Annotated in this window: 35 protein-coding genes; 24 read left to right on the forward strand and 11 right to left on the reverse strand. The window is 45.6% G+C overall.

What is annotated here, in order from left to right; all coding sequences use genetic code 11:
* Positions 1-56: 56 nt before the first annotated feature.
* The 10 genes from AACS92_RS02535 to AACS92_RS02580 all read right to left on the reverse strand — a co-directional run bounded on the left by AACS92_RS02535 (position 57) and on the right by AACS92_RS02580 (position 6,499).
* On the reverse strand, positions 57-1,079 hold the full coding sequence (locus tag AACS92_RS02535; RefSeq protein ID WP_099109886.1) for a tyrosine-type recombinase/integrase: 1,023 nt from the start codon (positions 1,077-1,079) through the stop codon (positions 57-59).
* 2 nt (positions 1,080-1,081) lie between these two features.
* Entirely contained in the window at positions 1,082-1,339 is a 258-nt protein-coding gene (locus AACS92_RS02540; protein ID WP_099109796.1) for a DUF4224 domain-containing protein, read from the reverse strand.
* On the reverse strand, positions 1,308-1,499 hold the full coding sequence (locus AACS92_RS02545; RefSeq protein WP_099109797.1) for a hypothetical protein: 192 nt from the start codon (positions 1,497-1,499) through the stop codon (positions 1,308-1,310). The genes AACS92_RS02540 and AACS92_RS02545 overlap by 32 nt, the downstream gene beginning before the upstream one ends.
* Before the next feature lie 66 nt (positions 1,500-1,565).
* A complete protein-coding gene (locus AACS92_RS02550) occupies positions 1,566-1,757 on the reverse strand; it encodes a hypothetical protein (RefSeq protein WP_099109798.1) in 192 nt (63 codons plus the stop codon).
* Positions 1,758-1,809: 52 nt separating this feature from the next.
* Positions 1,810-1,989, reverse strand: a complete 180-nt coding sequence (locus AACS92_RS02555; RefSeq protein ID WP_099109799.1) for a hypothetical protein — start codon at positions 1,987-1,989, stop codon at positions 1,810-1,812.
* Positions 1,990-2,032: 43 nt separating this feature from the next.
* Positions 2,033-2,527 carry a siphovirus Gp157 family protein gene (locus AACS92_RS02560; protein ID WP_099109800.1) on the reverse strand — a complete coding sequence of 165 codons (495 nt, stop codon included), beginning with the start codon at positions 2,525-2,527 and terminating at the stop codon, positions 2,033-2,035.
* Entirely contained in the window at positions 2,524-4,623 is a 2,100-nt protein-coding gene (locus AACS92_RS02565) for a hypothetical protein (protein WP_099109801.1), read from the reverse strand. The genes AACS92_RS02560 and AACS92_RS02565 overlap by 4 nt, the downstream gene beginning before the upstream one ends.
* Positions 4,624-4,638: 15 nt before the next feature.
* Positions 4,639-4,890: a hypothetical protein gene (locus AACS92_RS02570; RefSeq protein WP_241537927.1), complete on the reverse strand. Its 252-nt coding sequence runs from the start codon at positions 4,888-4,890 to the stop codon at positions 4,639-4,641.
* Positions 4,891-4,900: 10 nt separating this feature from the next.
* Positions 4,901-5,233 (reverse strand): hypothetical protein, encoded by a 333-nt coding sequence (locus tag AACS92_RS02575; protein WP_099109803.1) that lies wholly within the window; start codon positions 5,231-5,233, stop codon positions 4,901-4,903.
* 861 nt (positions 5,234-6,094) lie between these two features.
* Positions 6,095-6,499: a helix-turn-helix domain-containing protein gene (locus AACS92_RS02580; RefSeq protein WP_241537928.1), complete on the reverse strand. Its 405-nt coding sequence runs from the start codon at positions 6,497-6,499 to the stop codon at positions 6,095-6,097.
* Between the two features lie 111 nt (positions 6,500-6,610).
* Here AACS92_RS02580 and AACS92_RS02585 point away from each other — a divergent pair, with 111 nt between their 5' ends.
* From AACS92_RS02585 to AACS92_RS02680, 20 genes are all read left to right on the forward strand, one after another.
* Positions 6,611-6,859, forward strand: a complete 249-nt coding sequence (locus tag AACS92_RS02585) for a helix-turn-helix transcriptional regulator (RefSeq protein ID WP_099109805.1) — start codon at positions 6,611-6,613, stop codon at positions 6,857-6,859.
* Positions 6,860-6,901: 42 nt separating this feature from the next.
* Positions 6,902-7,363: a toxin YdaT family protein gene (locus AACS92_RS02590; RefSeq protein WP_241537929.1), complete on the forward strand. Its 462-nt coding sequence runs from the start codon at positions 6,902-6,904 to the stop codon at positions 7,361-7,363.
* A gap of 15 nt (positions 7,364-7,378) precedes the next feature.
* The gene (locus AACS92_RS02595) at positions 7,379-7,549 is read left to right on the forward strand and encodes a hypothetical protein (protein WP_193756915.1); all 171 of its coding nucleotides are present in this window, start codon (positions 7,379-7,381) and stop codon (positions 7,547-7,549) included.
* Positions 7,550-7,801: 252 nt separating this feature from the next.
* Positions 7,802-8,602, forward strand: coding sequence for a conserved phage C-terminal domain-containing protein (locus tag AACS92_RS02600; protein ID WP_241537930.1), 801 nt, complete (start codon positions 7,802-7,804; stop codon positions 8,600-8,602).
* 66 nt (positions 8,603-8,668) lie between these two features.
* Entirely contained in the window at positions 8,669-9,106 is a 438-nt protein-coding gene (locus AACS92_RS02605; protein ID WP_099109807.1) for a hypothetical protein, read from the forward strand.
* Positions 9,103-9,351, forward strand: a complete 249-nt coding sequence (locus tag AACS92_RS02610) for a hypothetical protein (RefSeq protein WP_099109808.1) — start codon at positions 9,103-9,105, stop codon at positions 9,349-9,351. The genes AACS92_RS02605 and AACS92_RS02610 overlap by 4 nt, the downstream gene beginning before the upstream one ends.
* A gap of 2 nt (positions 9,352-9,353) precedes the next feature.
* Positions 9,354-10,121, forward strand: coding sequence for a phage antirepressor KilAC domain-containing protein (locus AACS92_RS02615; RefSeq protein WP_099109809.1), 768 nt, complete (start codon positions 9,354-9,356; stop codon positions 10,119-10,121).
* 14 nt (positions 10,122-10,135) lie between these two features.
* Positions 10,136-10,315, forward strand: a complete 180-nt coding sequence (locus tag AACS92_RS02620; protein ID WP_099109810.1) for a hypothetical protein — start codon at positions 10,136-10,138, stop codon at positions 10,313-10,315.
* 2 nt (positions 10,316-10,317) lie between these two features.
* Positions 10,318-10,563, forward strand: coding sequence for a hypothetical protein (locus AACS92_RS02625; protein WP_099109811.1), 246 nt, complete (start codon positions 10,318-10,320; stop codon positions 10,561-10,563).
* On the forward strand, positions 10,556-10,894 hold the full coding sequence (locus AACS92_RS02630) for a hypothetical protein (RefSeq protein WP_099109812.1): 339 nt from the start codon (positions 10,556-10,558) through the stop codon (positions 10,892-10,894). Before AACS92_RS02625 ends, AACS92_RS02630 begins: the two co-directional genes overlap by 8 nt.
* Positions 10,895-10,976: 82 nt before the next feature.
* The gene (locus tag AACS92_RS02635; RefSeq protein WP_099109813.1) at positions 10,977-11,654 is read left to right on the forward strand and encodes a hypothetical protein; all 678 of its coding nucleotides are present in this window, start codon (positions 10,977-10,979) and stop codon (positions 11,652-11,654) included.
* A gap of 93 nt (positions 11,655-11,747) precedes the next feature.
* Positions 11,748-12,341 (forward strand): DUF1367 family protein, encoded by a 594-nt coding sequence (locus tag AACS92_RS02640; protein ID WP_099109814.1) that lies wholly within the window; start codon positions 11,748-11,750, stop codon positions 12,339-12,341.
* A gap of 16 nt (positions 12,342-12,357) precedes the next feature.
* Complete coding sequence (locus AACS92_RS02645) at positions 12,358-12,657, forward strand: Ref family recombination enhancement nuclease (RefSeq protein WP_099109815.1); 300 nt, start codon at positions 12,358-12,360, stop codon at positions 12,655-12,657.
* Positions 12,645-13,160: an antiterminator Q family protein gene (locus AACS92_RS02650; protein ID WP_099109816.1), complete on the forward strand. Its 516-nt coding sequence runs from the start codon at positions 12,645-12,647 to the stop codon at positions 13,158-13,160. The genes AACS92_RS02645 and AACS92_RS02650 overlap by 13 nt, the downstream gene beginning before the upstream one ends.
* A gap of 181 nt (positions 13,161-13,341) precedes the next feature.
* Entirely contained in the window at positions 13,342-13,542 is a 201-nt protein-coding gene (locus AACS92_RS02655) for a hypothetical protein (protein WP_099109817.1), read from the forward strand.
* A 93-nt stretch (positions 13,543-13,635) separates the two neighbouring features.
* Complete coding sequence (locus AACS92_RS02660) at positions 13,636-14,697, forward strand: DNA-methyltransferase (RefSeq protein ID WP_193756916.1); 1,062 nt, start codon at positions 13,636-13,638, stop codon at positions 14,695-14,697.
* A 188-nt stretch (positions 14,698-14,885) separates the two neighbouring features.
* Positions 14,886-15,656, forward strand: a complete 771-nt coding sequence (locus tag AACS92_RS02665) for a Thoeris anti-defense Tad2 family protein (protein WP_099109819.1) — start codon at positions 14,886-14,888, stop codon at positions 15,654-15,656.
* Positions 15,657-15,874: 218 nt separating this feature from the next.
* A complete protein-coding gene (locus AACS92_RS02670; RefSeq protein WP_193756922.1) occupies positions 15,875-16,207 on the forward strand; it encodes a phage holin, lambda family in 333 nt (110 codons plus the stop codon).
* On the forward strand, positions 16,191-16,625 hold the full coding sequence (locus tag AACS92_RS02675; RefSeq protein ID WP_099109821.1) for a lysozyme: 435 nt from the start codon (positions 16,191-16,193) through the stop codon (positions 16,623-16,625). The genes AACS92_RS02670 and AACS92_RS02675 overlap by 17 nt, the downstream gene beginning before the upstream one ends.
* Positions 16,622-17,071 (forward strand): lysis protein, encoded by a 450-nt coding sequence (locus AACS92_RS02680; protein ID WP_099109822.1) that lies wholly within the window; start codon positions 16,622-16,624, stop codon positions 17,069-17,071. The genes AACS92_RS02675 and AACS92_RS02680 overlap by 4 nt, the downstream gene beginning before the upstream one ends.
* Before the next feature lie 66 nt (positions 17,072-17,137).
* Here the strand turns inward: AACS92_RS02680 and AACS92_RS02685 are convergent, their stop codons facing one another.
* Positions 17,138-17,644 (reverse strand): DUF2569 domain-containing protein, encoded by a 507-nt coding sequence (locus AACS92_RS02685; protein WP_099109823.1) that lies wholly within the window; start codon positions 17,642-17,644, stop codon positions 17,138-17,140.
* Positions 17,645-17,735: 91 nt separating this feature from the next.
* Here AACS92_RS02685 and AACS92_RS02690 point away from each other — a divergent pair, with 91 nt between their 5' ends.
* The 4 genes from AACS92_RS02690 to AACS92_RS02705 all read left to right on the forward strand — a co-directional run bounded on the left by AACS92_RS02690 (position 17,736) and on the right by AACS92_RS02705 (position 22,208).
* Complete coding sequence (locus AACS92_RS02690) at positions 17,736-18,365, forward strand: terminase small subunit (protein ID WP_099109824.1); 630 nt, start codon at positions 17,736-17,738, stop codon at positions 18,363-18,365.
* Positions 18,366-18,563: 198 nt separating this feature from the next.
* Positions 18,564-19,964 carry a phage terminase large subunit gene (gene terL / locus AACS92_RS02695; protein ID WP_099109825.1) on the forward strand — a complete coding sequence of 467 codons (1,401 nt, stop codon included), beginning with the start codon at positions 18,564-18,566 and terminating at the stop codon, positions 19,962-19,964.
* 5 nt (positions 19,965-19,969) lie between these two features.
* The gene (locus AACS92_RS02700) at positions 19,970-21,457 is read left to right on the forward strand and encodes a phage portal protein (protein ID WP_099109826.1); all 1,488 of its coding nucleotides are present in this window, start codon (positions 19,970-19,972) and stop codon (positions 21,455-21,457) included.
* A 37-nt stretch (positions 21,458-21,494) separates the two neighbouring features.
* Positions 21,495-22,208, forward strand: coding sequence for a phage minor head protein (locus AACS92_RS02705; protein ID WP_099109888.1), 714 nt, complete (start codon positions 21,495-21,497; stop codon positions 22,206-22,208).
* The last annotated feature ends 1 nt before the right edge of the window (position 22,209 follow it).

Consider the following 22,209-nt stretch of genomic DNA (forward strand, 5'->3'; position numbering starts at 1 on the left):
GTTGAATATTAGGAACAAAAAAGCCTTGATTTGGCACAAGGTACTTTAAGTAACTTCTATATTTTCTTCTGCCCTCCTACAACCGGGACAACTTCAATTTTCCGATCATACCGTGCAGTTTGGGTTATGTTTTTATGACCTGATATTACCTGTTTCTCTGCCAGCGTACCTTCCAAATCAGAAATACCTTTCGCCTTTAAATCATGGAAAGTGAAGTTAAAATCTAAATTAGGAAATTCATCTTTTGCCATTTGTCTGGCTTTTCTCCAACGACTGTTAAAACCGTCACGCGTATATTTATGACCATTGGCCTGACAAATTACATAAATACTCGCAATGCCGGGTTCGGTAATTAATGTGTCACTCATTTTGATGGTATCTTCTAGGCGTTTTGTCCAGGCTTTAATTTGTTGTTTCCCAGTTTTTCCCTGACGAATAAATATACCTTTTTCCATTAATTGAGAATGGGTTAATGTCAGAACGTCCGCTTGTCGGGCACAGCATAAATAGGCTAATTCCATTGCGACCTTAACCACTGTAGGTGATACTGAATAAAGCGCCGCATATTCGGCATCGGTAATATACCGCTCTCGCGCTTTTTCCTTGTATTGCTTTACACCTTTACAGGGATTACCTTTCACCATCCCACGCTCATAACCCCATTTGTAGACACGGGAAAAGAACGTTTTTTCTCGGTTCGCCTGCGTTCTACTACTTAATCCGCGTTTATCCATGTACTTCCTGATATGTTCAGGTTTGACATTATCCGGTGACATCTTTCCAAAGACTGGAGTCAGCTTGTTGGCGTATTTCCGGTAGTCTTTTTTGGTATCAAGGGCCAGATCCTTAAAATCAGCAGAGGCCAGAAATTGTTTGATTAAGTTAGACACTGAATTTTCCTCCCGTGACATGTCACAAAGAATTTTTTCGTATTCAGCCCAGATAATTGAAAGAGGGGCATCCAGTGGGCATAGGGAGATAGATCCCCCTCTTGCCGGATGAAATTCATATTTGGTTTTTCCCCGATAAACACGTTTTGGCAAACGTTTATCGGCAGCATTTTTTCTTGTTCTGGCCACAATCACATACTCTCAAAATCAGGCTCTTCAGCAGTATGAGAACGGCGTATAGCAGCCATTGGATTATTGAAATGCGTCCAAGTCGTTCTGGGCTTACCATCTTGGCGTGTGATAAAGAAAATGCCGTGTTTAGCCAATGACAGGCACTGTTTGGAAGGCATTTCAAAACCGGTCAGCTCTTCCATTTCTTTATCGGTGATAATGTCACTATTTATAAGTTCTTTATTTTTACCGATGGTAATATCGCGATTTATGGTCATGGTCTTGCCTCATCATCGATGCAATGATTCGATCAGCAGTGTCACAGGCGCGGATAATATCCACCTGATCACAGGGCGTATTTTTGACGCTGGCGGCTAATCGTCCCAGTTTAATATCGAAGTCAGTTAATAGTTGTTGTCCCGGTTGCCAGGGTTGCATGATGGTGCTCCATTCGGTGGATGTACCATCATGCTAGTGATTACGTGGCTGAATTTCTGATTATGCTTAATCAGGTTTACGGGTGAGGAATGAACTATCGACCTCCGCCTTTTGACTGTTGTTAGCCTGCTCGATTTTTACTTCGGGCGGGAAGTCGTAGAAGATGGCACAGCGGCGGTCAGCAATGATCTGGCCGCTTGTACCATCGGGCAGAGTGATCGTGACTGGCTGGTAACGTTTATGTTGATGTTTAAGCATGGGTCTGGCCTCTTTTATTATTGGTCTAGGTATTTTTATGATGTATACATTCTCAATGCACTTGACCGTGACGGATGCCGGAATTGAGTTGGTTCATCAAAGCACTTTTCAATTGTTCCAATGTTGATTTTTCCATTGGCGAAAAATCTTCGGTTTTGTCCGCAGCCCACGTTACTTCGCACTGCCCGATTTCTTCGTTATAAAAGATACTGACTTCAAGTCTTGCTGCCATAATGTGCTCCTCCATGCCCGAATTATCGGGCATAATCTGATAGTTAACGAACCTGCAAACTTCGTTCCCCAATTTCGATATGTGCGCCTGGAATGGTTTCTCCGCGTTCAATCGCTTCTTTGATGGCTTTCTTGTCCGGGGCGGTAATGGTCTGAACATCCACTAACTCATCAGGCAATAACATTTCGTTATCGATAATGACTCTGGCGATACCCTGACGCGCACTGAACGTGTTTTTCGTGGTTTTCAGGCTGTTCAGTTCCGCTTTTAGCAAGCAATCCAACACATATTTTTTCAGGTGTTTGATTTGACCTTCAAAGGACTTTTTGCGATCAGCCAGTCGCTTGGCTTCATCGTCCAGCGTTCTGGCCTGTCCTTCAAGGTTACGGACATGGATCATGACCGCATCCAGCTTGTCACCTAAAGCACCTTCCAAACCTTCGAGTGTGTCGGCGATGGCTTCCGGAGAAAATTCACCGGTGGCTATCAGTTTTTGCAGCTGATCATAATCGGCAGCTAATGCAATAGCGGTGGTCATGGGTTTGCCTCCTCCAATTTGGTTAAGCATACTTTTTCAATTTCAGTTAAACGGCGTAAACGACCTGACAGGTAACGTTCATACTCTTTGTCACCTGTCGATTTCGCATTCTTGAGATGTACATCGATTTCACGGGTTAGGGTGGATGTGATGCCTCTCAGTTCATTTTTAGTGACCGACGTTTTCATGGTCTCGGTATTACGTGCGAACTTCTCGTCCAGCTCTTTACGTAAGCGGGTGAGATCTTCGGCTTTGTCACTGGCTGCCTTGATACCAAATTCAATTTTGTTTTCAGCCAGATATTCCGGATTATCGTGCATCCCCATAAAGACATCGGCACTGAATCCCAGCATAGATAAGGCTTTTTTAATGGCATCTGTCAGGGATTTTTTAAGTACTTCGCCATCCGTTTTGATGCCGTTTTTAGATTTATAGCGGTAAGGTGTTGCACCGTAGCTTTCGATTTCACCACGTGTGCCGTCACCAAGCGGATACCACAATACAATTTTGATAGAGTGGTTTTGTTCAAATATTAAAGTGCCATCACCATCACGCAGTAAACGAAAACCCGTTTGCTTGTTATTGGCGTCATAAACAGGTTCAGTCATTGGAGCACCGTCCAGCATTTTGTCTTCCAGAACCTGATATCCCCAACTGCCACCTGCTGGGCCAAATTGTTCAGTCGCCCGCATAAACATATAATTACTGTTGATGCTGGTACCGCTATATCCCATACCATCCAGTGGCTTAGTAAAACGCGGGTCGGTACGTTGGACCGCTTTCCAAATGCGAAGATTGGCCTGCTGTTCGTTACCTTGTGCCTTAATAGTTTCTTCCAACAGATCGGCCCGGTGTTGGAAATTATCATTACTGGCGTTCTGGCGACTGTCTGGCGGTAATAGAGTGCCTTCATCATTTGCTGCCATTTTTGGTGCGGTTTTGTCAGTTTCCGGTACGGTTTCCGCTATTGCTGGTACGTCTGTATCCATTTTTGGCGTGATTTCTTCGGGTTCTGGTACGATTTCCTCTTTGGTTGGTTTGGCTTTTCTCGTTCTGCGGGGTTTGGCTTCTTTAATTTCAGGGACGGCCTGCTGAGTCTCAGGTTCACCGGCAGAGTCATTTGTGACGGCAGTTTCTGGTGTTGGCACAGATTTGTCCGTGGTATCGGATAATTCATCGGAAGATGGAGTATCACCCAACGCATGGCTGATAAATGCCTTCATTGCGATTGTATCGGTCAGGAACTCAGGACGTTGCTTACCTGCACGTACTACCCGAAAGATATCTTCACGCGGGATAGACAGGGCATCGGTTCTGATGCGAAATTGCGTAGACCAGCGACGCCATGTCTCATCACTGTCAGTCATCAGTTTTTTCGCTGCAGCCATTTCCTGTGACATAATTTCCCAGCAGTCAAAATCACCATCCAGTAAGGCCATGGCAATTTCTAAGTCCAGTGTGGCGTAGCTATGATTAAATTCGCGTTTTTGATATGACTCTGACAGCCACTGTTCCCCGAACTGGGTCACTTGTTCTGGATCAACATGTTCTGCTGGTGAAAAGTGTTCCTGAGTGGCCAGAGCAATTTTCTGTGTCTGTGCGGCATCCATCAATGACGTTTTTATGATGCCACCTAACCCGTAGGCGATATTGCGGAGTTTGGGTTGTTCTGTTCCTTGATGAATAAACTTAGTTGCATCAGTCATCTGTCCATTTGTCAGCTCAGTGGTGTTGAATAACAAAATGGCTGCAACACGAACAATAGTGGCAACTTTGCCAAAATTGGCGAGATCATGTCGAGTATCCTGTTTAATGGTTTTGGTTTTCCACGTTGTGCCATCAAATTCATATTCAGCAGCAAACCGCTCATCAAATTTACCCACAGGTGGACGAGGTGAACCTACCTGATCTTCACAAATAATGGGTGCATCGGTATTAAATTTATCCATATCATCAGGATGCACTTCACCTAATTTTACGATGGCCATGGCTTTAACCATTTTGACTGAATTAGCCTCAAGCGCGATAGCTAAAGAGATAGCGCCATCCTTTTGAGCCTCCGGTGTAGGCTCAAATACACAAATATAAACTTTCATTGGTTTTGCCTCTTATTAGTTGCCTGTTTTGGCCAGTTTGATGGCTCTTCGGATGCCCGCTTTGGGCAGCCTGACGGTGGAATAAAGCGCCTTCACCGGGTTAGAATAAACCATGCCCGTAGTTGGGTAATATTCCACCCGGCGTTTCCCGCCAAGAAGGGAGATATGGGTGACTCCTCCCACGAAATCGCTGTTGTTTTCATGTTCAACAGCGGTTAAACCAGCGTCCAGAATCATTTCAATAACATCATTGATGTTTTGCATCATTCCTCCGGGGCTAATAAGGCAGTTCCATATCGGCAGCGGGAACAGGTTGACCTTCAATGCATAAGAGTGACTGGATGTGGTCTTCAATCCGGTTCACTTCCAATTGCGCACTGGCCAGCACCTTTTCTTTTTCAGCCTTGAGTGCGTTGATCTGCGCATGGATGAGATCAGATTTATTGATAGAGGGAAGGGTAATTTCCACATCCTGCTGGTGGATTAACGCCCCCCAATAAGTTGTATTAGCAGGTGCGCAAGTGAGGGTGTTGAATTCAACCTGTTTATCAAAACCTTCTTTGGCATAGATGTAGAGGGTGACACTCAGTGTCTTAGGTTGTGCTTTCATAGCAACTCCTATATATTATGGTGGATCGATGAGTAATCATTGGTCTTGCCTCTTTTGGCGGATTGGTCTCCGCCTCAAGAACTCCCGGTAGCTTTGGTCGGCGATCCGGGGTAAAAGAGCCCACTTTGGTGGGTTTTTTTACGTCTGTAATAAGTTGCCCGTCTTTCCGGGCTGTCAGCCTTGCGGCGCTTCCTTCACTCCCACAGTCAAGGAGCTATGCTGGTTACGCTATCCAGCGTCGCTTTACCCTGGTCAAGGCTGACGACCGGTTTAGTTGCCTCTTCAAGCATCACTCTACGGTGATTGGTCTCTTGCTAACGGCATCCCCTGGTGTTGGGATAAAAGCCAGTTGTTATCAAGTGGTAATCGTGGCAGGTCGTAATGAGCGCTGCGGTTCTCCTCCTTCATAACAACTGAAACTGTAAATTCGATTTTGAACATTTCACCTAAACGGCTGCTGTGCCGTGTTGTCTGAGCAAATCATCTACCTCTTCTTACGCCGGTAGCGGCTACTTCGTGGGCGTCCTGCCTGTTTGCTGTTGATGTAATCATAATCACATAGTGTGTTTTTGTTGTCAACACAAAATGTGATTATTAATATTATGGTTAGAAATCTGAGTAATTTAACGATTTGAAAGCAGATGAAATTTGAATGGAATTGTAACAATACAGAAAACCACCCTAACGGGTGGTGCGTTGTGGTTAATAGTGACTTACTTTTAGAAAGTAACCCTTGCGAAAGTCATAGTCACATCAATTAACGCTAAAATTTTCAGTAAAAAAGATTTTAATTTCTCAATAAGTAGAGTTAGTTAAAATCAACATAATTTATTAGCTTGATAATCAAGCAAACTATCAGTGCTATGCTTTCTTTTGATTTCTTTTATGTAATAATTCTTCTAGTAGCTGATTATAATGTTGTTTTTTCTCCTCAAGAGTTTTTAGGAGTTGATCGGCTTCACTATCCGGTAACTCATCAAATAACTCTAAAAGTATTCTTTGACGTGGAGTAAGGTTGGCATCTCCTGTTGCATGAGATATTGGATCGCTCACACAAGCAGTTGAACCGAACATCAGCTCAGCGGGGGTAACACCTAAGGCATTTGCCAAGATCACCGCATCGTCAGCGCTGACGTTACGTGAGCCTGATTCATAATTACCTATCCTAGATTGAGATGACCAACTACAACGTTCTGCCAGTGCCGCTTGGCTTAGTCCTAGTTGTTCTCTAAGGCGCTTAATGCGCATACCGATTTGATTACTCATTTTCATGATCATTATTTAACACATAGCGTGTTATTTCGCTTTCACGATTTGTGTTTACAGATAACACGATTTGTGTTTAACTGAGTCCGCATTAATAAATGAGGATTAAGTATGAATAAAATTGCAGATGCCAGACGACGAGTCGGAGCTACTCAATTTGCATTAGCTAAAAGACTCAAATGGTCACAGTCCAGAATTGGCAACTATGAGTCTGGTATCAGAAAGCCTGATTTAGATTCATGTAGAAAAATTGTATTAGCACTGAATGAGTTAGGTGGTGAATTTTCTCTTGATGATGTTTTCCCTCCTGAGGATCGTTCGACAAGATGTAGCGTATCAGTACAGGCTGCCGAAATCTGATTTTTAATAATCAACATTAAATTGCGACAGGAGACGAAAATCGTGGAGCAAAGCATCAGTACGCTCAAAGCTGAAGTTGAGGCTTGGGCCATGGAGAGAGGTCAGGAGCATGTAGCCATTGAAGTCAGTCGTATGTATTTCCTGCTGTATCGCGGTGGTTCTCAATCCCGGTTACACCGGATTGAAGACGCATTAGGAAATGCGGACTGGAAAGCCATCAACAATAACCGCCAACAGATCTTCCGGTGGTTACGCAGTGATTCGACTGCGGCACAACGTAAGATCACGGAACTGTTGCCAGCGATAGAAGCGGCATTACCCGCAGAACGACGGGCAAGGATAACGAGTGAAGACCGGTTAAATTATCTCGCTTCGGTTGCAATCAGAGAATTTGCCGCTGCCATTAGTGAAACCCTGTTAGGAGGGCGTGACATGTCACACCGAATAGCGATAGCCATATCCGCGTTAAATGCCATTGAACCGCGTCTGACCAACGTGCATTAACGAGAGGCAAGACCAATGATGAAACCCATCGATAAGATCACTTATCGCAATGGCTTTCGCCGGAACGATAAGCCTGCCACTTTTGAGGAAGTGTCAGAAATTTATGAAAGCCGTAAGGAAGCGGCGCTGACTGACTGGGAGCAGTACCAAAAGCAGAAGGTCAAATCGCAGAGCCAAGATGAGTAAGGGCGTGATATGAGTTTGTTATTGTTAAAAAGTCGCCCACTGGTGGTTATTCCTGAGTTGGCTACGCGCCTGGGACTGAACGAGGCCATTATCTTGCAGCAGATCCAATACTGGCTGACGGAGACGTCATCTGGTGTTGAGGTCTATGGTTGCCGCTGGATTTATAACTCAGTTGAGAAATGGCAGGAGCAGTTTCCCTTTTTATCGGTATCCACCATTAAACGGGCGCTGGGGAATTTGAAGAAGCTGGGCGTGTTGCGGATTGAACAGATTAATAAATCCAGCCACGATCGGACCAATTATTACGCCATCAATTATGACCATCCATTGTTGGCCGATAAGATCAAAATGACACCCTCGAACGGCGCAAATGAAGACATTCGAGCGGGTCAGAATGACCTTATCGACAAGGGCAATTTGAAACACTCCAACGGGTCAGAATGCGCCATTCTGAATGGGTCAAATTGGTCTGATCTTACAGAGACTACAACAGAGATTACTACAGAGAGTACAACAGAATCTTGTCAGGTTCTCACCGAACCCGACGACCCAGCCCGGCAAGTTCTGGTTTATTTCAATCAGGTCACTGATTCTAACTACCGCAATGGTAAAACCACGATGGGGTATATCCGTGCGCGGTTGGGAGAGGGTTATTCGGTGGAGGACCTGATGTTGATCACTGACTACCTGACCACCAAATGGCGGGATGATGGCAAGATGCGGGATTATTTACGCCCGAAGACCCTGTTTGGCCCGGAGAACTGTACGGAATATTTCGACAAAGCGTGTAAGTGGGACAAAGCAGGACGTCCTGCCTGTGTTAACGGACGCTGGCTAAAAGCCGGAGAAACGGCCATCACTATTGATACCGTAGAGCGTGATGCCACGTTCCGATTGCTGTTTTCAACTGGCTGGACACCGACGAACCGTATTCAAGAGCTGGCGCAACAATTGGCCCGCAAAGCGGGCATAGGGCGAATGAGCGAAGTCCCGGCATTAGCCGCTTGGGGGGGGATTTGGAAACAGGCTGCAGAACAAGCGGCGAAAGAGTAACACACTGACCAATAGTAAAACGCTTTCTGACCAAAAGCGGAAAAATCCAAAACGAGGCAAGACCCCATGAGCAACGAAAACGATGTCAACAAACTGATCCTTGATCGGCGCAATATTACGGATGATGGCTGCGACCATTCAGCCAGTATTATCGATAATCTGAATCAGGCTGCACGGGCACGCAGTCGTCAGCCCTTCCAACCCAAACCGGAATTAACTCAGGTTTCCCTGCCTGCAAGAGTATCTGAACCCAGTATCAGTATCGGTAAGCGTATCCACTATGGGCAAGCTATTGTCAGAGGAATTTATGAGTTATCCCGTCTTGGCAGAACGCCGGAAAGTATTGCGGTTTTACTGAGAATGCCCCTCAATGCGGTTCAGCGTACTTTGGTATGCGATACGCCGAAGAAAAAGCGCATCTACAAACAGGTCATGGCTGCACCGAGACCGACTGAAAAAGCGATCATTAAACGTCTTTCGGCAGAGTCCAAGGAACAGCCATGAGCAGGCCGTCTGATTATTTGCCTGCGGGGTTACCCCACAACCGGGGGTTATGGCCACAAAAATACCGTGAGTTGGAACATCTGGATTTAAGGGCCAGTCGGTTAATCAAGCAGCTCAAACTGAGGAAGATAAGCCGGGCCACCATTTTCAGGGAAATTGAACATACCTCCGGCAAATACCAAGCATTTTTTAAAACACGCCTGAATTACTGGCGTGGCGTAATGAGACTCCAAACAAAGGAATAACGATGTTAGATGCCATAAACCGAAAGTGCTTGCCAGTGATCGCAGGTGTTGAAATTACCACCGATGCAGAAGGACGCTTCAATTTGAATGCGTTGCATAAGGCAAGTGGAGCAGGTTCCAATAAAGCCCCTGCACAGTGGCTGAGAACTCAGTCAGCTAAAGAATTAGTGCAGAAATTAATTGATATGCAGAAATGCACATCGCCTGTAACTGCGATCAAAAGCGGGGAAAATCGAGGTACTTTCGCTCATGAACTGCTGGCTGTTTCCTACGCTGGCTGGATAAGTCCGACATTTCAGTTGCAGGTTAACCAGACCTTTATCGACTACCATTCTGGCAGACTGGTAACACTGCAATCCACTTTACCCAATGCCAAACAACTGGCGCTGATGGTCATTCAGGCCGAAGAAGAAAAAGAGCGCCTTTCACTGGCTGTGAATCAGTTAGAGCACCAGATTTTTGAGGATGCGCCGAAGGTCGAGTTTCATGACCAAGTATCAGCTTCACACGGTGCGCTCAGCATGGCACAGACCGCTAAGATTTTGGGTACGGGAAGAACCCGGCTGTTCGCGTTTCTGCGACAAATCGGCTGGATCACCCGCCGCAATGAACCGTATCAGGAGAAAATACAGTTGGGACTGATGGATGTGAAATTAGGCAGCTGGGAACACCCAGAACGCGGAATTCAGGAATGTGTGACATCACTGATTACGGGAAAGGGATTAACCCAATTACAACGACTGTGGGCACTGAGAAACCAAGCTAACTGAGAGAGGCAAGACCAATGAAACAATCAAACAGCTTTTTGCATTACCTGAAAGAAGAAGTGATCGGCTACTGGCAAATCCTTATTGATGAAGATTTCCGGCTCTATATGCTCGCCTTGTTCTTGCTCCTGACCTTTCCGGTTTCATTGCCAGTGATGGCATTGATCCGATTTGTGTATAACTGTCTGGGGGAATAATAATGGATAAACAATTAAATAGACAAACCATGACATACACGGCTGAAATTGAACTGACCGGGTTTATTCTCTACGGCAACAATGATTTTCGGGCAAGTGGGCGTATTTACCATGATGTCCATCAGCGCTGGTTTGATGGCGCTGAAATCATTACATCACCCGTTGAGAATATTCACACCTTTAATGTCGATGGATTTATCCGCACCCAGAATTCGGTTTACAAGCTCAGGGTGCCTAACCATGGCTAAATCCCCGGCAGAACGTAAGGCAGCCCAACGTCAACGCCAGCAGGAGGCTGGCGTGACCAAAATAGAGTTGCTGGTGGATACCCAAGAATTGGAGATGCTCAAACACAATTGTACATTGCGTAGACCGGGCAGGGAGCCTTATGAGATCAATGAATATCTCACAATGTTAATTCGAATGGATGACCGTTCATTAAAAAAGCAAATGGCTGAGTTACAGCAACAATGTTGTGAAAAATGCGGTGAATCGTTACCCGTGACGGAATGCTGTTTTGCAGGTGAGGCCGCGTGTTGGAATACATTGGGCTGGCATGAACTGAAATTAACGCTATAAAGTGTTATTTCTGGCGTATCGTTGCATTTGCAGATTGTGTCTGTCCCGTATATTAAAAGCCGAATTTTATGTAGGGGGAGTTATGGGACAATATCGGGACACAATCTCCAATATTATAGCAATGCCTAATGATGTGTTGCTGCAGAAAACGGTTGAGTTGAATTTTCATCAGGAGAAGCGATTTCATTATTTTTTAGATACACCAAAACATAAACCGGGAAGTCGGCTTAATATTATAGGACACGCATCTCCAGTAGGCAGTTCAATACTATTTGCGGGAGCATGTGCGTATAATCCTGGAATGAATTTGAATGTTTTTTGCCAAACAATCAAAGCATTATTAACTGATATAAAAAACAGAGGACAAAATATTCTATGTATCAGAATAATAGCTTGCCACTCTGGAGCAAATGGGCTTGCTCAAGCATTAGCTAATCATATCAATATGCCAGTTAAAGGCTCGTTAGGGGGTACACGAGTTTATCCAACGACGCAATTTCGTTCAATACCCAATATAAACCGACATTTTATTGATAAGACAGATAGAGGAGGCCACTATTATTCAGAGGAGGAGGAGAGGCAGTTGAGGCATGATCCCGCTTATGGTTTGTATAAGTGGTACTATCCTCAATCATCAAATTCAGATAGTGAATTTGATGAGTTTGCTAGTCAACGAGTATCAAGACTTCAGCGCTCAGATTCAGACAGCGAATTTGATGCGTTTGTTAGTCAACGAGTACCAAGAGAAAATAGTCGGTAGCATAACGGGTTGTAACCCGCTAAAATCATACCATCGGCCTGAACATCCGAACCTAAACTTACGCTGCTGTGCCATTACCTTAAGGGAACCAGAATGGCACAGCATAGTTTTATCAAAATTTCCGACGACACCTTACGGCCTGCTACTCCAGCCGCAAGAGAATACTTGCATTCGAAAATCAAATGCGGCGATGTGCTGCAGGCTGATTTTAAGAAGGCCCGTAATCCCCGTTTCCACCGTAAATACTTTGCCCTGCTGAATCTCGGTTTTGAATACTGGGAGCCCACTGGTGGTACGATTTCCCCCGAAGAAAAAGCGATTGTGCGCGGCTACGTACAATTTCTGGCTCACTTCGCTGGCAGTGAAGATGCCTTACAATCTGCCGCTGATGAATACCTTGCTGGTTTATCCAAAAATCGTGCTCACAATATTACGGCCACTAAATCCATTGATGCTTTCAGGCGCTGGGTGACGGTGGAATCCGGTCACTATGACACCTATGAAATGCCAGACGGCAGCCTGTATCGAGAACCCCGTTCCGTCAGCTTCGCCAAAATGGATGAGCTGGAATTTCAGGCACTCTATCAATCCACCCTAAACGTACTGTGGAACTTCATCTTGTATCGCAACTTCCCGACCAGAGACGCTGCTGAAAATGCGGCGGCTCAGTTGTTTGATTTTGCGTAAAGGAGAGGCAAGACCAATGACCAACAGTGAAAAACAGTGGCTGTCAGATGTCGCCTCGCTCGGCTGTATTGCCTGCCGGAATCTGGGACTGGGTGCATCACCTGCGGAAATTCATCATGTACGAACCGGGCAGGGCACGGCACAACGCGCCGATCACTTCTCCGTTCTACCATTATGTCCTCGCCACCATCGAGCTGGTTATCCCACGGGTTTTCATGCCGCACCAAAGAGTTGGCAGGCGGCTCACGGGACAGAAATTGAATTATTAGCGCAGATTAAAAGGGAAGTGAAAGAGGTACGGTTATGTCGGGTTTGAGATTTTCAACGGATGGGCTGGAATTGACCACATCACAGGCGATCTGGTTACAGGAATGGTTAGCAAAATTTGGTGCGTGGATTTACTCCGGCAGGTTGGATAAACGTCAAAGTAGCGTGATTGCGGAATTTATGGCACGAGTAGAGCCTCGAGATTATCCAGAACGCCCGATATGCAATGACGACGAAGGTATGCTAATTGCCAGAGTGGTTGATCATATCTACCATCTGGACCGGGTAGCCTTTGCCATATTGTTAAGCCGATATGTCTTTAATCGTTCAGATAGAGCCATTTCTCGTTATTACCATGCCATCATTAAACCGAGAAAAATGGTACGCCGTAGCGGTCAACTGGTTTTTCGAAAACCTTCACTATCAACCTGCCGCCGTGAGGTTGAAGAGATATTAAAGTCCACCGAATATTTACTTTATCAACCGTTGCAAGATGCCTTTTCGTGTCGGGAACAGGAAAGAAAAACAAAAATCTTGTCACGAACGTGTTGACATCCTTGAGCCAATGAGCCACTATTTCAGTATATGTTGCGCTATTTGTAACCGTGACAAACAAGCCTCGCCAAGCGCGAGGTTTTTTTATACCTGAAATAAACATAAGGCTTGCTGTTGTGCTTGGTCAGAGTTACATGTGTGTTCACGCCGACTAACTGACCAAAAGGTTAACATTATCATGCTAAAACATGAAGATATGACAACAACAGCCGCCTGTGTATTAGAAACCCTTCCCCATGATAGTTGGGTAAATGTTTCGGATGTTTACAAATTAACGGGACTCACTGAACCCCGTTGCCAATTATTATTAACGCAATTTCGTCTGGCTGGATTAATGGAAAGCCGGAACGATGATACGTTTTTCAGGCGTTGCCCTTGATGGGGCAATGTTTTACGCGGTGAAGGAAAGGTGGGTAGCATTGTACCTGCCTTTTATGCCGTGGCTTTCCAGAGAGCCAGTCAGCGTCGATAGATGGAATATATTGTGAATTTAAGTGGTATCACATTAATTAACGACGACTCTCTGAAATTTATCAAAACCCTGCCGGATAACTGCATAGACCTGATCGCCACTGACCCGCCGTACTTTCGCGTAAAAGATTGTAGCTGGGATAATCAGTGGGCCGATGCGACGGCTTACCTTGCGTGGCTGGATGAACTGCTGGCTGAATTCTGGCGGGTACTGAAACCCAACGGTAGCCTGTATATGTTCTGTGGTTCGCGTCTGGCCTCTGATACCGAGCTGCTGGTACGTGAACGATTTAACGTGTTGAACCATATCATTTGGGCGAAGCCTTCTGGCCCATGGCGCAGGCAGAACAAAGAAAGCCTGAGAATGTATTTCCCGGCTACAGAACGCATCATTTTTGCCGAGCATTATCAAGGGCCTTATCATCCCAAAGGCGATGGCTATTTCAAGCAATGCCGCGAACTGAAACAGTCGGTATTTAAACCACTCATCGATTATTTTCGTGATGCCCGGAAAACGTTAGGTATCACGGCAAAAGACATTCACAAGGCCACTGGAAAGCAGATGGCCAGTCACTGGTTCAGCGATAGCCAATGGCAGTTACCCAATGAAGTCGATTATCAAAAACTGCAGGTGTTATTTGATCGTATCGCTAACGAAAAGCACCAGTGTGGCGAATTGAACAAGCCCTATGATGAACTAGTGGGATCTCACCTGACGTTATCGCGACAATATGAAGAGCTGCGTCAGGAATACGGTTTAATGCGCCGTTCGTTCACCGTCACCGCCGCCGTGCCTTATACCGATGTCTGGCAATTTGCGCCCGTCCAATATTATCCGGGCAAACATCCCTGCGAAAAACCCGCTGACCTGATGGCACATATTATCCAGTCCAGCAGCCGGGAAGGGGATCTGGTGGCCGATTTCTTTATGGGTTCCGGTGCGACATTGAAAGCAGCGTTGAAACTCAATCGTCGGGTTTTGGGCGTTGAGCTTGAAGAAGAACGGTTTAAGCAGACAGAACAAGAGATCAGCGAGTTATGTTCTACCAGTAGTAAATTATGAGTTTACAACTCACTGAATGATGTACTCGATAAATAGACAAGTTTTGTAACAGGTAGCCGCATTTTAGTGTGTATTGGTTCTGTTACAGGGTATTCAATTGAGATAAAAATCTGCCCTAAGTAGTATTAGCTGTCTATTTGGCACGGGATGAAATTACCTTTATTAATTAACAATTAAGTGAGGTGTTTATGTCTAAAGTTAATAAGCCAGAAAATCTGAACGCTGAAAAGCAATGCAAAATTATTCCCGCACAATATAAGATTGATACAGTCACTGCGCCTGTTGGCTCTTGTCCATGGGCGATGATTCAAGTGTATTTGGGGAATAAATTACACCGCAGTGATTGGGATGCACCGGGTGAACACATGCGCCTGACATCTCATGAGCCTGTTTATATCGAAAAGAGCAATAAACACGGCGAGTGGTTCCCGTGGCAGCCGACACCTGATGATCTGATGGCGTGTGACTGGCATCTGATGAAATCCAGCTCAAAACCACAACCGACAGATTGTATGCTGAGCTTTAATCTTGTCGTCGGTACGGGATCTTTTTCTAACCAAGATCAGATGTGGGGATATCTTGCTGATGCAGAGTTTGAACCTGCCGGTGAACATCTTGGCCCATTTGGTACGCTGAGTGGCCTTCAGAATAAAACCGCTATCACAACATTTGCTTTTCTCGTCTGGGATGGGTTACACCAGAAAATCTTTATTCGGGTCTCTTCCGATAACAATCAAACCGGTTATCAGAAGTTGGTGGATTTATTTAAGCAAAACCTCACGATAACAGTGGATGGTACACCTTATCAATTGGGTAGCAGTACCGACAGCCACTTATATGGTAAGCACGAATACGAATTTATCGGTGAGTACGGTAATGACGATGCCAAAAAATTAGGTAGCCTGTTGCAACAACAAAATGATGGCGATTCACTGCCTTATTGTTTCATATGGAAATAATCTAATTAAAACTACATTCTGATTGTTAGGCTGCGCTTCGGTGTAGCCTTTTTTATCACCTATTTCCGTTTTTTCTCCCTTATTTGAGGGACGAAAACAAGAAGTGGCTATCAGTTTATTAACCCAATCTGCCACTGCAATTATTCACTACAACTCTCAGGGGCGAACCTATTTCACCCCCATGGACGCCCATTGTTCTAATGGGGTGGAATATGAAGATGAAAGAAAATCCTGATATCTGGGTACACCTCGGAGACTGGCTCATATCGATAAGAGAGCAAGGCATCGGAGCAACCCTCGCTGGAACGATGGCATTTCTTCGCGGTCGCTATCACGGTGGCGGCTGGTTAAAGGTGTCAATCGATGCCTTTATGTGTGCCATGTTTGCCTGGTTTATTCGTGACGTATTAAATCTATTTGGTCTGAATCCTGACTTGGCCTACATCGGCAGTGTGGTGATTGGCTACTTGGGTACGGACTTTATTGGTCAATTATTGCGTAAAGCGGCAGAGAAGAGAACGGGAGCATCCTCTGATGGAAATCAGCACTAAAGGTCTGGAGTGCATCAAGCAGTTTGAAGGTCTGAAACTGAAAGCCTATCCCGACCCCGCAACGGGTGGTATCCCGTGGACCATTGGCTATGGTCATACAAAAGGGGTTAAAAAGGGCGATGTGATCACAGAACAGCAGGCTGAAGTATTTCTGCATGATGATCTCCAACCTATATATGTCACATTAAGGCAATTGGTTAGAGTGCCGTTGAATCAAGGTCAGTTTGATGCACTGTGCTCGTTTATCTTCAACTGTGGTAACGGTAATTTTTCAGGGTCCACTTTATTGCGGAAACTTAACCAAGGCGATTACATTGGTGCTGCGGCAGAATTCCCTCGATGGAATAAAGCGGCAGGTAAGGTCATGCGAGGGTTAGATAGTCGCAGAGCATCTGAACGTCAGATGTTTGTATCATGAAACTCAATTTCACCAGCGGCACTGTTATCGCGTTGATTATTGCTTCATCTGCAGCTTTCTTATACCGCTCTGGATACAAGAAACAGCTCGATATCAATAGCGACCAGATAGCTGAAATTCAGCAACTGACCGACACCCTCAACTATCAAAACACGCACATTAACATGCTGCATGAGTTAGATACTAAACATACTCAGGAACTCGCTAATGCCAAAGTTGAAATTGATAGGTTGTACGCTGCTTCTCTTATTCATTCTGAGCGGGTGTACATCAAAGCAGAGTGTTCTATGTCTAAAACCCCTACCACCTCCAGTATGGCTACTGCAACCACCGCCCGACCAACTGACACCGCTATCCGAAATTATTGGTTACTCAGAGAACGTATTGCAACCTCCGAACAAATGATTCTAGGATTGCAGGAGTATATCAAAACACAGTGTCAGTAAACCTCAGAGTGTAACCACCACATCTCAGGTGGTTGCAGGTAGCCATAAAAAAAGAGGCGGGAACAGTTAGTTCACAAAAGTTTTTTTAACTCTAACTGATACAATGAAATAAGGTATCCATACAGCAGCGTGAAGAATACTGCGTATAAGATTGAGTGTGTAGTTTGGCTCTACGGGGGCAGACATCACATTTATCGTTAAAAATATCATAATACCTTGGACAGTGATGTTTAATATGAGCAGTGATATAAATAGATAAGGTGTTTTCTTGGATTTCCTAAAAAAGAAAATAGTAGTGACAATAATGAGTAAAAATATTAATAAATCCAAGATAAATGCAAATGTTATGAAACATTTCCAACGGTCAGTAAGTTGGCTATAAAATGGAAATATTTCATTAATAGTTGTAACAATTCCAGTTATACTTGAAAGTATCATGACTATTAAACCGATAGCAGGAAGATAAAGCCATCCTCCAATTTTTTTAAAGGATTTCTCTTCACATCCTTCACAATATTCTGTGTCTTGAGGTATTTCCTTTTCGCCACACTTAGTACAAACCCATTTATCCATATGAATAGACCTTTAATGTTTACATAAATTGACAGATTCTAATGCAATTTTAAATGTAGGCAATAGCTATCTGACTTTATAGGTAAGCAAAATGGCACAAAAGAAAATCCAACTCACTGATGAGCAAAAAGTTCTTTTTGATGCCTTAACTCCATTACAGCAAAAATTCGCACTGGGTATCCTGAAAGGATTAAATCAGGTCGATGCTTATCGTAAGGCAGGAGGGAAGGCGAAAGGTGAATCTGCCCGAACTCAGGCTAGCCGAATGATAACATTTGATAACGTTAAAACCTTTCTCGACGCCATGAACCAAGAAGCCGTTTCTGATGCTGTTATGAGCCGTCAGGAAGCGTTAGAGCGGTTATCTGCAATGGGGCGTGTCTCTATTCATGATATCGCCGATTTCCGTAACAGTCAGATAGGCGAAGACGACAAGGGCAAGCCTGTCTTTCAGGCAACATGGCAATTCAAAGATTCTGCTCTGCAAAATCCGGCTGCACTCAGCGCCGTTTCTGAACTGACCACGGGCAAAGATGGTATCAAGTTAAAACTCCATGACCCGAAATCTGCCATCAAGCAACTGGCGGAACTGCTCGGCTGGGAATCAGCGAAGAAAGTCGATTTAAGTTCTAGCGATGGCTCGATGACACCGAATTCAATCGACCTCAGTCACCTGACTTTTGAGCAGTTGCTGAAACTGAGAAAAAATCGGGAAAAATAGCCCTATTTAACATAATGGATCTTATCGGAATCGCCACTTTCCAACTCAATCAAAATGTCACCTTAAACGGGTAAAAGTCTCACTCTTCTGCCTGATTTTCGGGCTTTTATTTGTTACTGATTTGTTATCAAAAACGTGAAAATCATTTCACCGTGATTTTGGCGTGAACCGCGTATTTTTCTCACTTTGGGCACTGACATGGATATCGATAATGCAATGCTGGATGAGGCTATCGAAAGAGAGATTGCCCGGCGCAGTCTGCATGAGTTCATTCAGTATATAAACCCTGAATATATCACCAGTGATTTTTCACGTCAGGTCTGTGCGGCCTTAGATGAATTCCTGCTGGATATGATGGATGGCAAACGCCCGATACTGATTCTGGGTGCGCCACCACAGCATGGCAAATCAGATATTGTTTCACGCTACCTCCCGGCTTACTTCTTTGGTAAGTACCCGGATAAACGGGTTGCCGGATTGTCCTACGGCAAAGATTTAGCCTCGGACATGAACCGTGATGTACAGCGCATCATGATGAGTGAGGAATACCAGCACTTATTCCCAGCGTCTTCACTGAACCCCAAACGGGTAGTGACGATTGAAACGATGGCGAAGCGAAACAGCGACACCTTCGAAATCATGGGTAACAAAGGTTCTTACATTGCTGCCGGGGTCGGTGGACCACTCACGGGGAAGAAAGTGGATTTGGGTATTATCGACGACCCGATTAAGAACTCGAAAGAGGCCCTGAGCGCAACCACCAAGAATGCCATCTGGAACTGGTACGTTTCTACCTTTAAAACCCGCCTGTCAAAAAACAGCGGTGAGATCATTATGGCCACGCGCTGGGCGACCGATGATTTGTCCGGTAAGGTGATTGAAATCAGCCAGAAAGCCAAAGTGTTGGCGTTCCCGGCTATTAATGAACAGGGTGAAGCCTTAGTGCCTGAGTTGCATCCTATTGAAAAACTGCTCGATACCAAAGCCATTCTGGGGGATTACTTCTGGTCAGCTATGTATCAGCAGTCGCCGAAGCCGTCTGGCGGCACAATCTTTAAAGAAGACTGGGTGAATTACTACCTGCCGAAAGACTTGCCGGAGAAATTCGACAAGGTGATCCACAGCTGGGATATGACTTTCAAAGATGGTGAGGGGACGGACTATGTGGTTGGGCAGGTCTGGGGAAAAAAGGGCGCAAATGCCTATCTGTTGTATCAAATCCGCGCCCGAATGACCTTTACCGAAACCCTGAAAGCCGTACAAAAACTGGCGGAGAAATTCCCACAAGGCCGCCGTAAGCTGGTGGAAGATAAAGCCAATGGCCCAGCTGTCATGGATTCACTTCGAAGTATTGTTTCAGGATTGATACCGATTGAACCGGATGGCAGTAAAGTTGCTCGTGCTCATGCAGTAACGGCGGAATGGGAAGCCGGTAATATTTTTCTGCCGCATAAAGATATTGCACCGTGGGTGGTCGATGCTGTTAACGAAATTACCACTTTCCCAGTCGGGGCGCATGATGATGTGGTGGACTGTATGACGCAGGCTCTACGCGATTTGTACCAGAAAAAAGGTAGTTTCTTTACAACCAAGAGGTAATGTTTATGTGGCCGTTTTCAAAACGAAAGCCTACAGCACCGCCTGTTCAACGTTCAGCATTTTCCACCGATTTATACCCATCGCTTGCTAAAGATAACAACTTTAAAGGACTGGAATTGCCACAGCCTACAATGACCGGCGTGGCGATGGATTCGGTGGATGGCTCGATCCCCTCATTTAAAGCAGGCAGTTTGTATGGTGTACCGGAAGCCCAAGCCGCGTGGTATGCCAACCAGTTGTTTATCGGCAATAACCTGTGTGCGGTGATTGCCAAGCATTGGCTGGTGGATAAGGCCTGCAATATGCCCGCTCGTGATGCTATCCGGCAAGGGTATGAAATTGACTGTGAAAACAGTGAAGTTATCGACCGGCTCAAGAAACTGGACAAAAAATATCGTATTCATCAGGCGATGAAAGAGCTGGTGCATTTCGGGCGCGTATACGGGGGACGCATTGCCCTGTTTGTGGTGGAAACACCCAATCCGAAAGAGTTCTATGAAAATCCCTTTAATCCCGATGGTATTGCGCCGGGTTCGTATAAGGGGATTAAGCAGATTGATCCACAGTGGGTAACACCGGAACTGATCGTCGATAACGTGCAAGATCCGGCCTCACTGCATTTCTACGAGCCGACTTATTACCGCATTGGCGGACGGCGTTATCATAAATCCCATCTGGTGAAGTTTGTGCCGTTCCCCGTACCGAACGTGCTCAAGCCAATGTACAACTATTTTGGTGTCTCTGTACCAGAGCGCGTCTACGAGCGGGTGTACGCCTCTGAGCGTACCGCCAATGAAGCGCCGCAGCTAGCCATGACTAAGCGATTATTAACACTCGGTATGGCAGATGCAGAAAATGCGGATAAGGGCGTGATTGCGGAGAATATCGAATATTTCGCGCTGATGCGGGATAACTACGGTGTGCAGATCACCAGCAATTCAGACACCGTTCAGCAGTTTGATACGTCATTGGCTGACTTAGATGCCACCATTATGACGCAATATCAGCTTGTCGCCGCGGCTGCCAATGTCCCTGCCACTAAATTATTGGGTACCACGCCCAAAGGCTTTAATTCCAGTGGCGAGTATGAAGAAGCCGCCTACCGCGAAGAGCTGGAGAGTATTCAGGCCAACGATTTGGAAGATTTACTCCAGCGTCATTATGAAATCCTGTTACGCAGTGAAGGGTTGCCAATTGTGGACATCAGTATCTCATGGCGACCACTGGACAGCCCGACAGCGGCTGAATATGCCGATATCGAGCTGAAAAACTCCCAGACAGCGGTTAACTACGCCAACGTGGGAGCGGTAGATGGTCATGATATCCGCCAGAAACTGGCAGCGGATAAAGAATCCAGTTACTTCGGCTTAGAGATTAACGAGGATGCGTATGGCGAAGAAACTCCGCCTGAAGAAGAGCCGGGAACAGTGGGCAACGGCGCGACAAGCAGTCATGAAGGGCAAGCCCCTGCATTATTCGGCGGCAGCAACTGACCGCTATCAGCGTGACCTGTCACGACTAATCAAACGGATGCTCAAAGATTACGAACAGGTATTAACCCAATTACAGGATGATGCTGAATCGGTAGCGATGGATGCCAGCATTGCCAGCCAGACGCGTATTTGGCTCAACAAATTAAAACGCCGCTGGGACAGTATCTTTAACCGCAAAGCCGCAGAGCTGGCAGATCAGTTTGTCAGTCAGACCGATCTCAACGCCAAGCGTAATCTGGATGATTCACTCAAACAACTTTCTGGTGGCCTGACCATTAAAACCCCTGAACGCCCGGCAGAGATGCAAGATCGTCTGACCGCTGCCACCGCTGAAAATGTCGCCCTGATTAAATCCATACCGCAACAGTTTCACTTTCGCATTGAAAGTGCGGCATTACGTTCTATCAGCCAAGCGGGTGAGGGTGCAAAGACCTTACTGGGGGAAATCAGAGCGATTGGCAGCGTGACCGAAAAACGGGCGCAGTTTATCGCCGTTGACCAGACGCGAAAAATTACCACGGCGGCTAATTATGAGCGGATGAAGTCGGCAGGCATTCGCAAAGCGGTCTGGCATCACTCCGGTGGCAGTGCTGAACCACGCAAACTGCATCAAAAGTTAGATGGTCAGGTGTTCGAGCTGAAAAACCCGCCGATTATCGATGACCGGACAGGTCAGCGCGGATTGCCGGGTGAATTGCCAAACTGTAAATGCTTCTGGACACCCGTTGTCGATTTTGGAGAGAACCCATGAC

Origin of the sequence: Xenorhabdus sp. KJ12.1 (assembly GCF_963876495.1) — a bacterium.
Taxonomy (GTDB): Bacteria; Pseudomonadota; Gammaproteobacteria; order Enterobacterales; family Enterobacteriaceae; genus Xenorhabdus; species Xenorhabdus stockiae.

Coding starts and splice junctions, on each gene's coding strand:
- AACS92_RS02540 (WP_099109796.1), bottom strand. CDS start 1,339: ATGACCATAAATCGCGATATTACCATCGGTAAAAATAAAGAACTTATA.
- AACS92_RS02545 (WP_099109797.1), bottom strand. CDS start 1,499: ATGCAACCCTGGCAACCGGGACAACAACTATTAACTGACTTCGATATT.
- AACS92_RS02550 (WP_099109798.1), bottom strand. CDS start 1,757: ATGCTTAAACATCAACATAAACGTTACCAGCCAGTCACGATCACTCTG.
- AACS92_RS02555 (WP_099109799.1), bottom strand. CDS start 1,989: ATGGCAGCAAGACTTGAAGTCAGTATCTTTTATAACGAAGAAATCGGG.
- AACS92_RS02560 (WP_099109800.1), bottom strand. CDS start 2,527: ATGACCACCGCTATTGCATTAGCTGCCGATTATGATCAGCTGCAAAAA.
- AACS92_RS02565 (WP_099109801.1), bottom strand. CDS start 4,623: ATGAAAGTTTATATTTGTGTATTTGAGCCTACACCGGAGGCTCAAAAG.
- AACS92_RS02570 (WP_241537927.1), bottom strand. CDS start 4,890: ATGATGCAAAACATCAATGATGTTATTGAAATGATTCTGGACGCTGGT.
- AACS92_RS02575 (WP_099109803.1), bottom strand. CDS start 5,233: ATGAAAGCACAACCTAAGACACTGAGTGTCACCCTCTACATCTATGCC.
- AACS92_RS02580 (WP_241537928.1), bottom strand. CDS start 6,499: ATGAGTAATCAAATCGGTATGCGCATTAAGCGCCTTAGAGAACAACTA.
- AACS92_RS02585 (WP_099109805.1), top strand. CDS start 6,611: ATGAATAAAATTGCAGATGCCAGACGACGAGTCGGAGCTACTCAATTT.
- AACS92_RS02595 (WP_193756915.1), top strand. CDS start 7,379: ATGATGAAACCCATCGATAAGATCACTTATCGCAATGGCTTTCGCCGG.
- AACS92_RS02605 (WP_099109807.1), top strand. CDS start 8,669: ATGAGCAACGAAAACGATGTCAACAAACTGATCCTTGATCGGCGCAAT.
- AACS92_RS02610 (WP_099109808.1), top strand. CDS start 9,103: ATGAGCAGGCCGTCTGATTATTTGCCTGCGGGGTTACCCCACAACCGG.
- AACS92_RS02615 (WP_099109809.1), top strand. CDS start 9,354: ATGTTAGATGCCATAAACCGAAAGTGCTTGCCAGTGATCGCAGGTGTT.
- AACS92_RS02620 (WP_099109810.1), top strand. CDS start 10,136: ATGAAACAATCAAACAGCTTTTTGCATTACCTGAAAGAAGAAGTGATC.
- AACS92_RS02625 (WP_099109811.1), top strand. CDS start 10,318: ATGGATAAACAATTAAATAGACAAACCATGACATACACGGCTGAAATT.
- AACS92_RS02630 (WP_099109812.1), top strand. CDS start 10,556: ATGGCTAAATCCCCGGCAGAACGTAAGGCAGCCCAACGTCAACGCCAG.
- AACS92_RS02635 (WP_099109813.1), top strand. CDS start 10,977: ATGGGACAATATCGGGACACAATCTCCAATATTATAGCAATGCCTAAT.
- AACS92_RS02640 (WP_099109814.1), top strand. CDS start 11,748: ATGGCACAGCATAGTTTTATCAAAATTTCCGACGACACCTTACGGCCT.
- AACS92_RS02645 (WP_099109815.1), top strand. CDS start 12,358: ATGACCAACAGTGAAAAACAGTGGCTGTCAGATGTCGCCTCGCTCGGC.
- AACS92_RS02650 (WP_099109816.1), top strand. CDS start 12,645: ATGTCGGGTTTGAGATTTTCAACGGATGGGCTGGAATTGACCACATCA.
- AACS92_RS02655 (WP_099109817.1), top strand. CDS start 13,342: ATGCTAAAACATGAAGATATGACAACAACAGCCGCCTGTGTATTAGAA.
- AACS92_RS02660 (WP_193756916.1), top strand. CDS start 13,636: ATGGAATATATTGTGAATTTAAGTGGTATCACATTAATTAACGACGAC.
- AACS92_RS02665 (WP_099109819.1), top strand. CDS start 14,886: ATGTCTAAAGTTAATAAGCCAGAAAATCTGAACGCTGAAAAGCAATGC.
- AACS92_RS02670 (WP_193756922.1), top strand. CDS start 15,875: ATGAAAGAAAATCCTGATATCTGGGTACACCTCGGAGACTGGCTCATA.
- AACS92_RS02675 (WP_099109821.1), top strand. CDS start 16,191: ATGGAAATCAGCACTAAAGGTCTGGAGTGCATCAAGCAGTTTGAAGGT.
- AACS92_RS02680 (WP_099109822.1), top strand. CDS start 16,622: ATGAAACTCAATTTCACCAGCGGCACTGTTATCGCGTTGATTATTGCT.
- AACS92_RS02685 (WP_099109823.1), bottom strand. CDS start 17,644: ATGGATAAATGGGTTTGTACTAAGTGTGGCGAAAAGGAAATACCTCAA.
- AACS92_RS02690 (WP_099109824.1), top strand. CDS start 17,736: ATGGCACAAAAGAAAATCCAACTCACTGATGAGCAAAAAGTTCTTTTT.
- terL (WP_099109825.1), top strand. CDS start 18,564: ATGGATATCGATAATGCAATGCTGGATGAGGCTATCGAAAGAGAGATT.
- AACS92_RS02700 (WP_099109826.1), top strand. CDS start 19,970: ATGTGGCCGTTTTCAAAACGAAAGCCTACAGCACCGCCTGTTCAACGT.
- AACS92_RS02705 (WP_099109888.1), top strand. CDS start 21,495: ATGCTCAAAGATTACGAACAGGTATTAACCCAATTACAGGATGATGCT.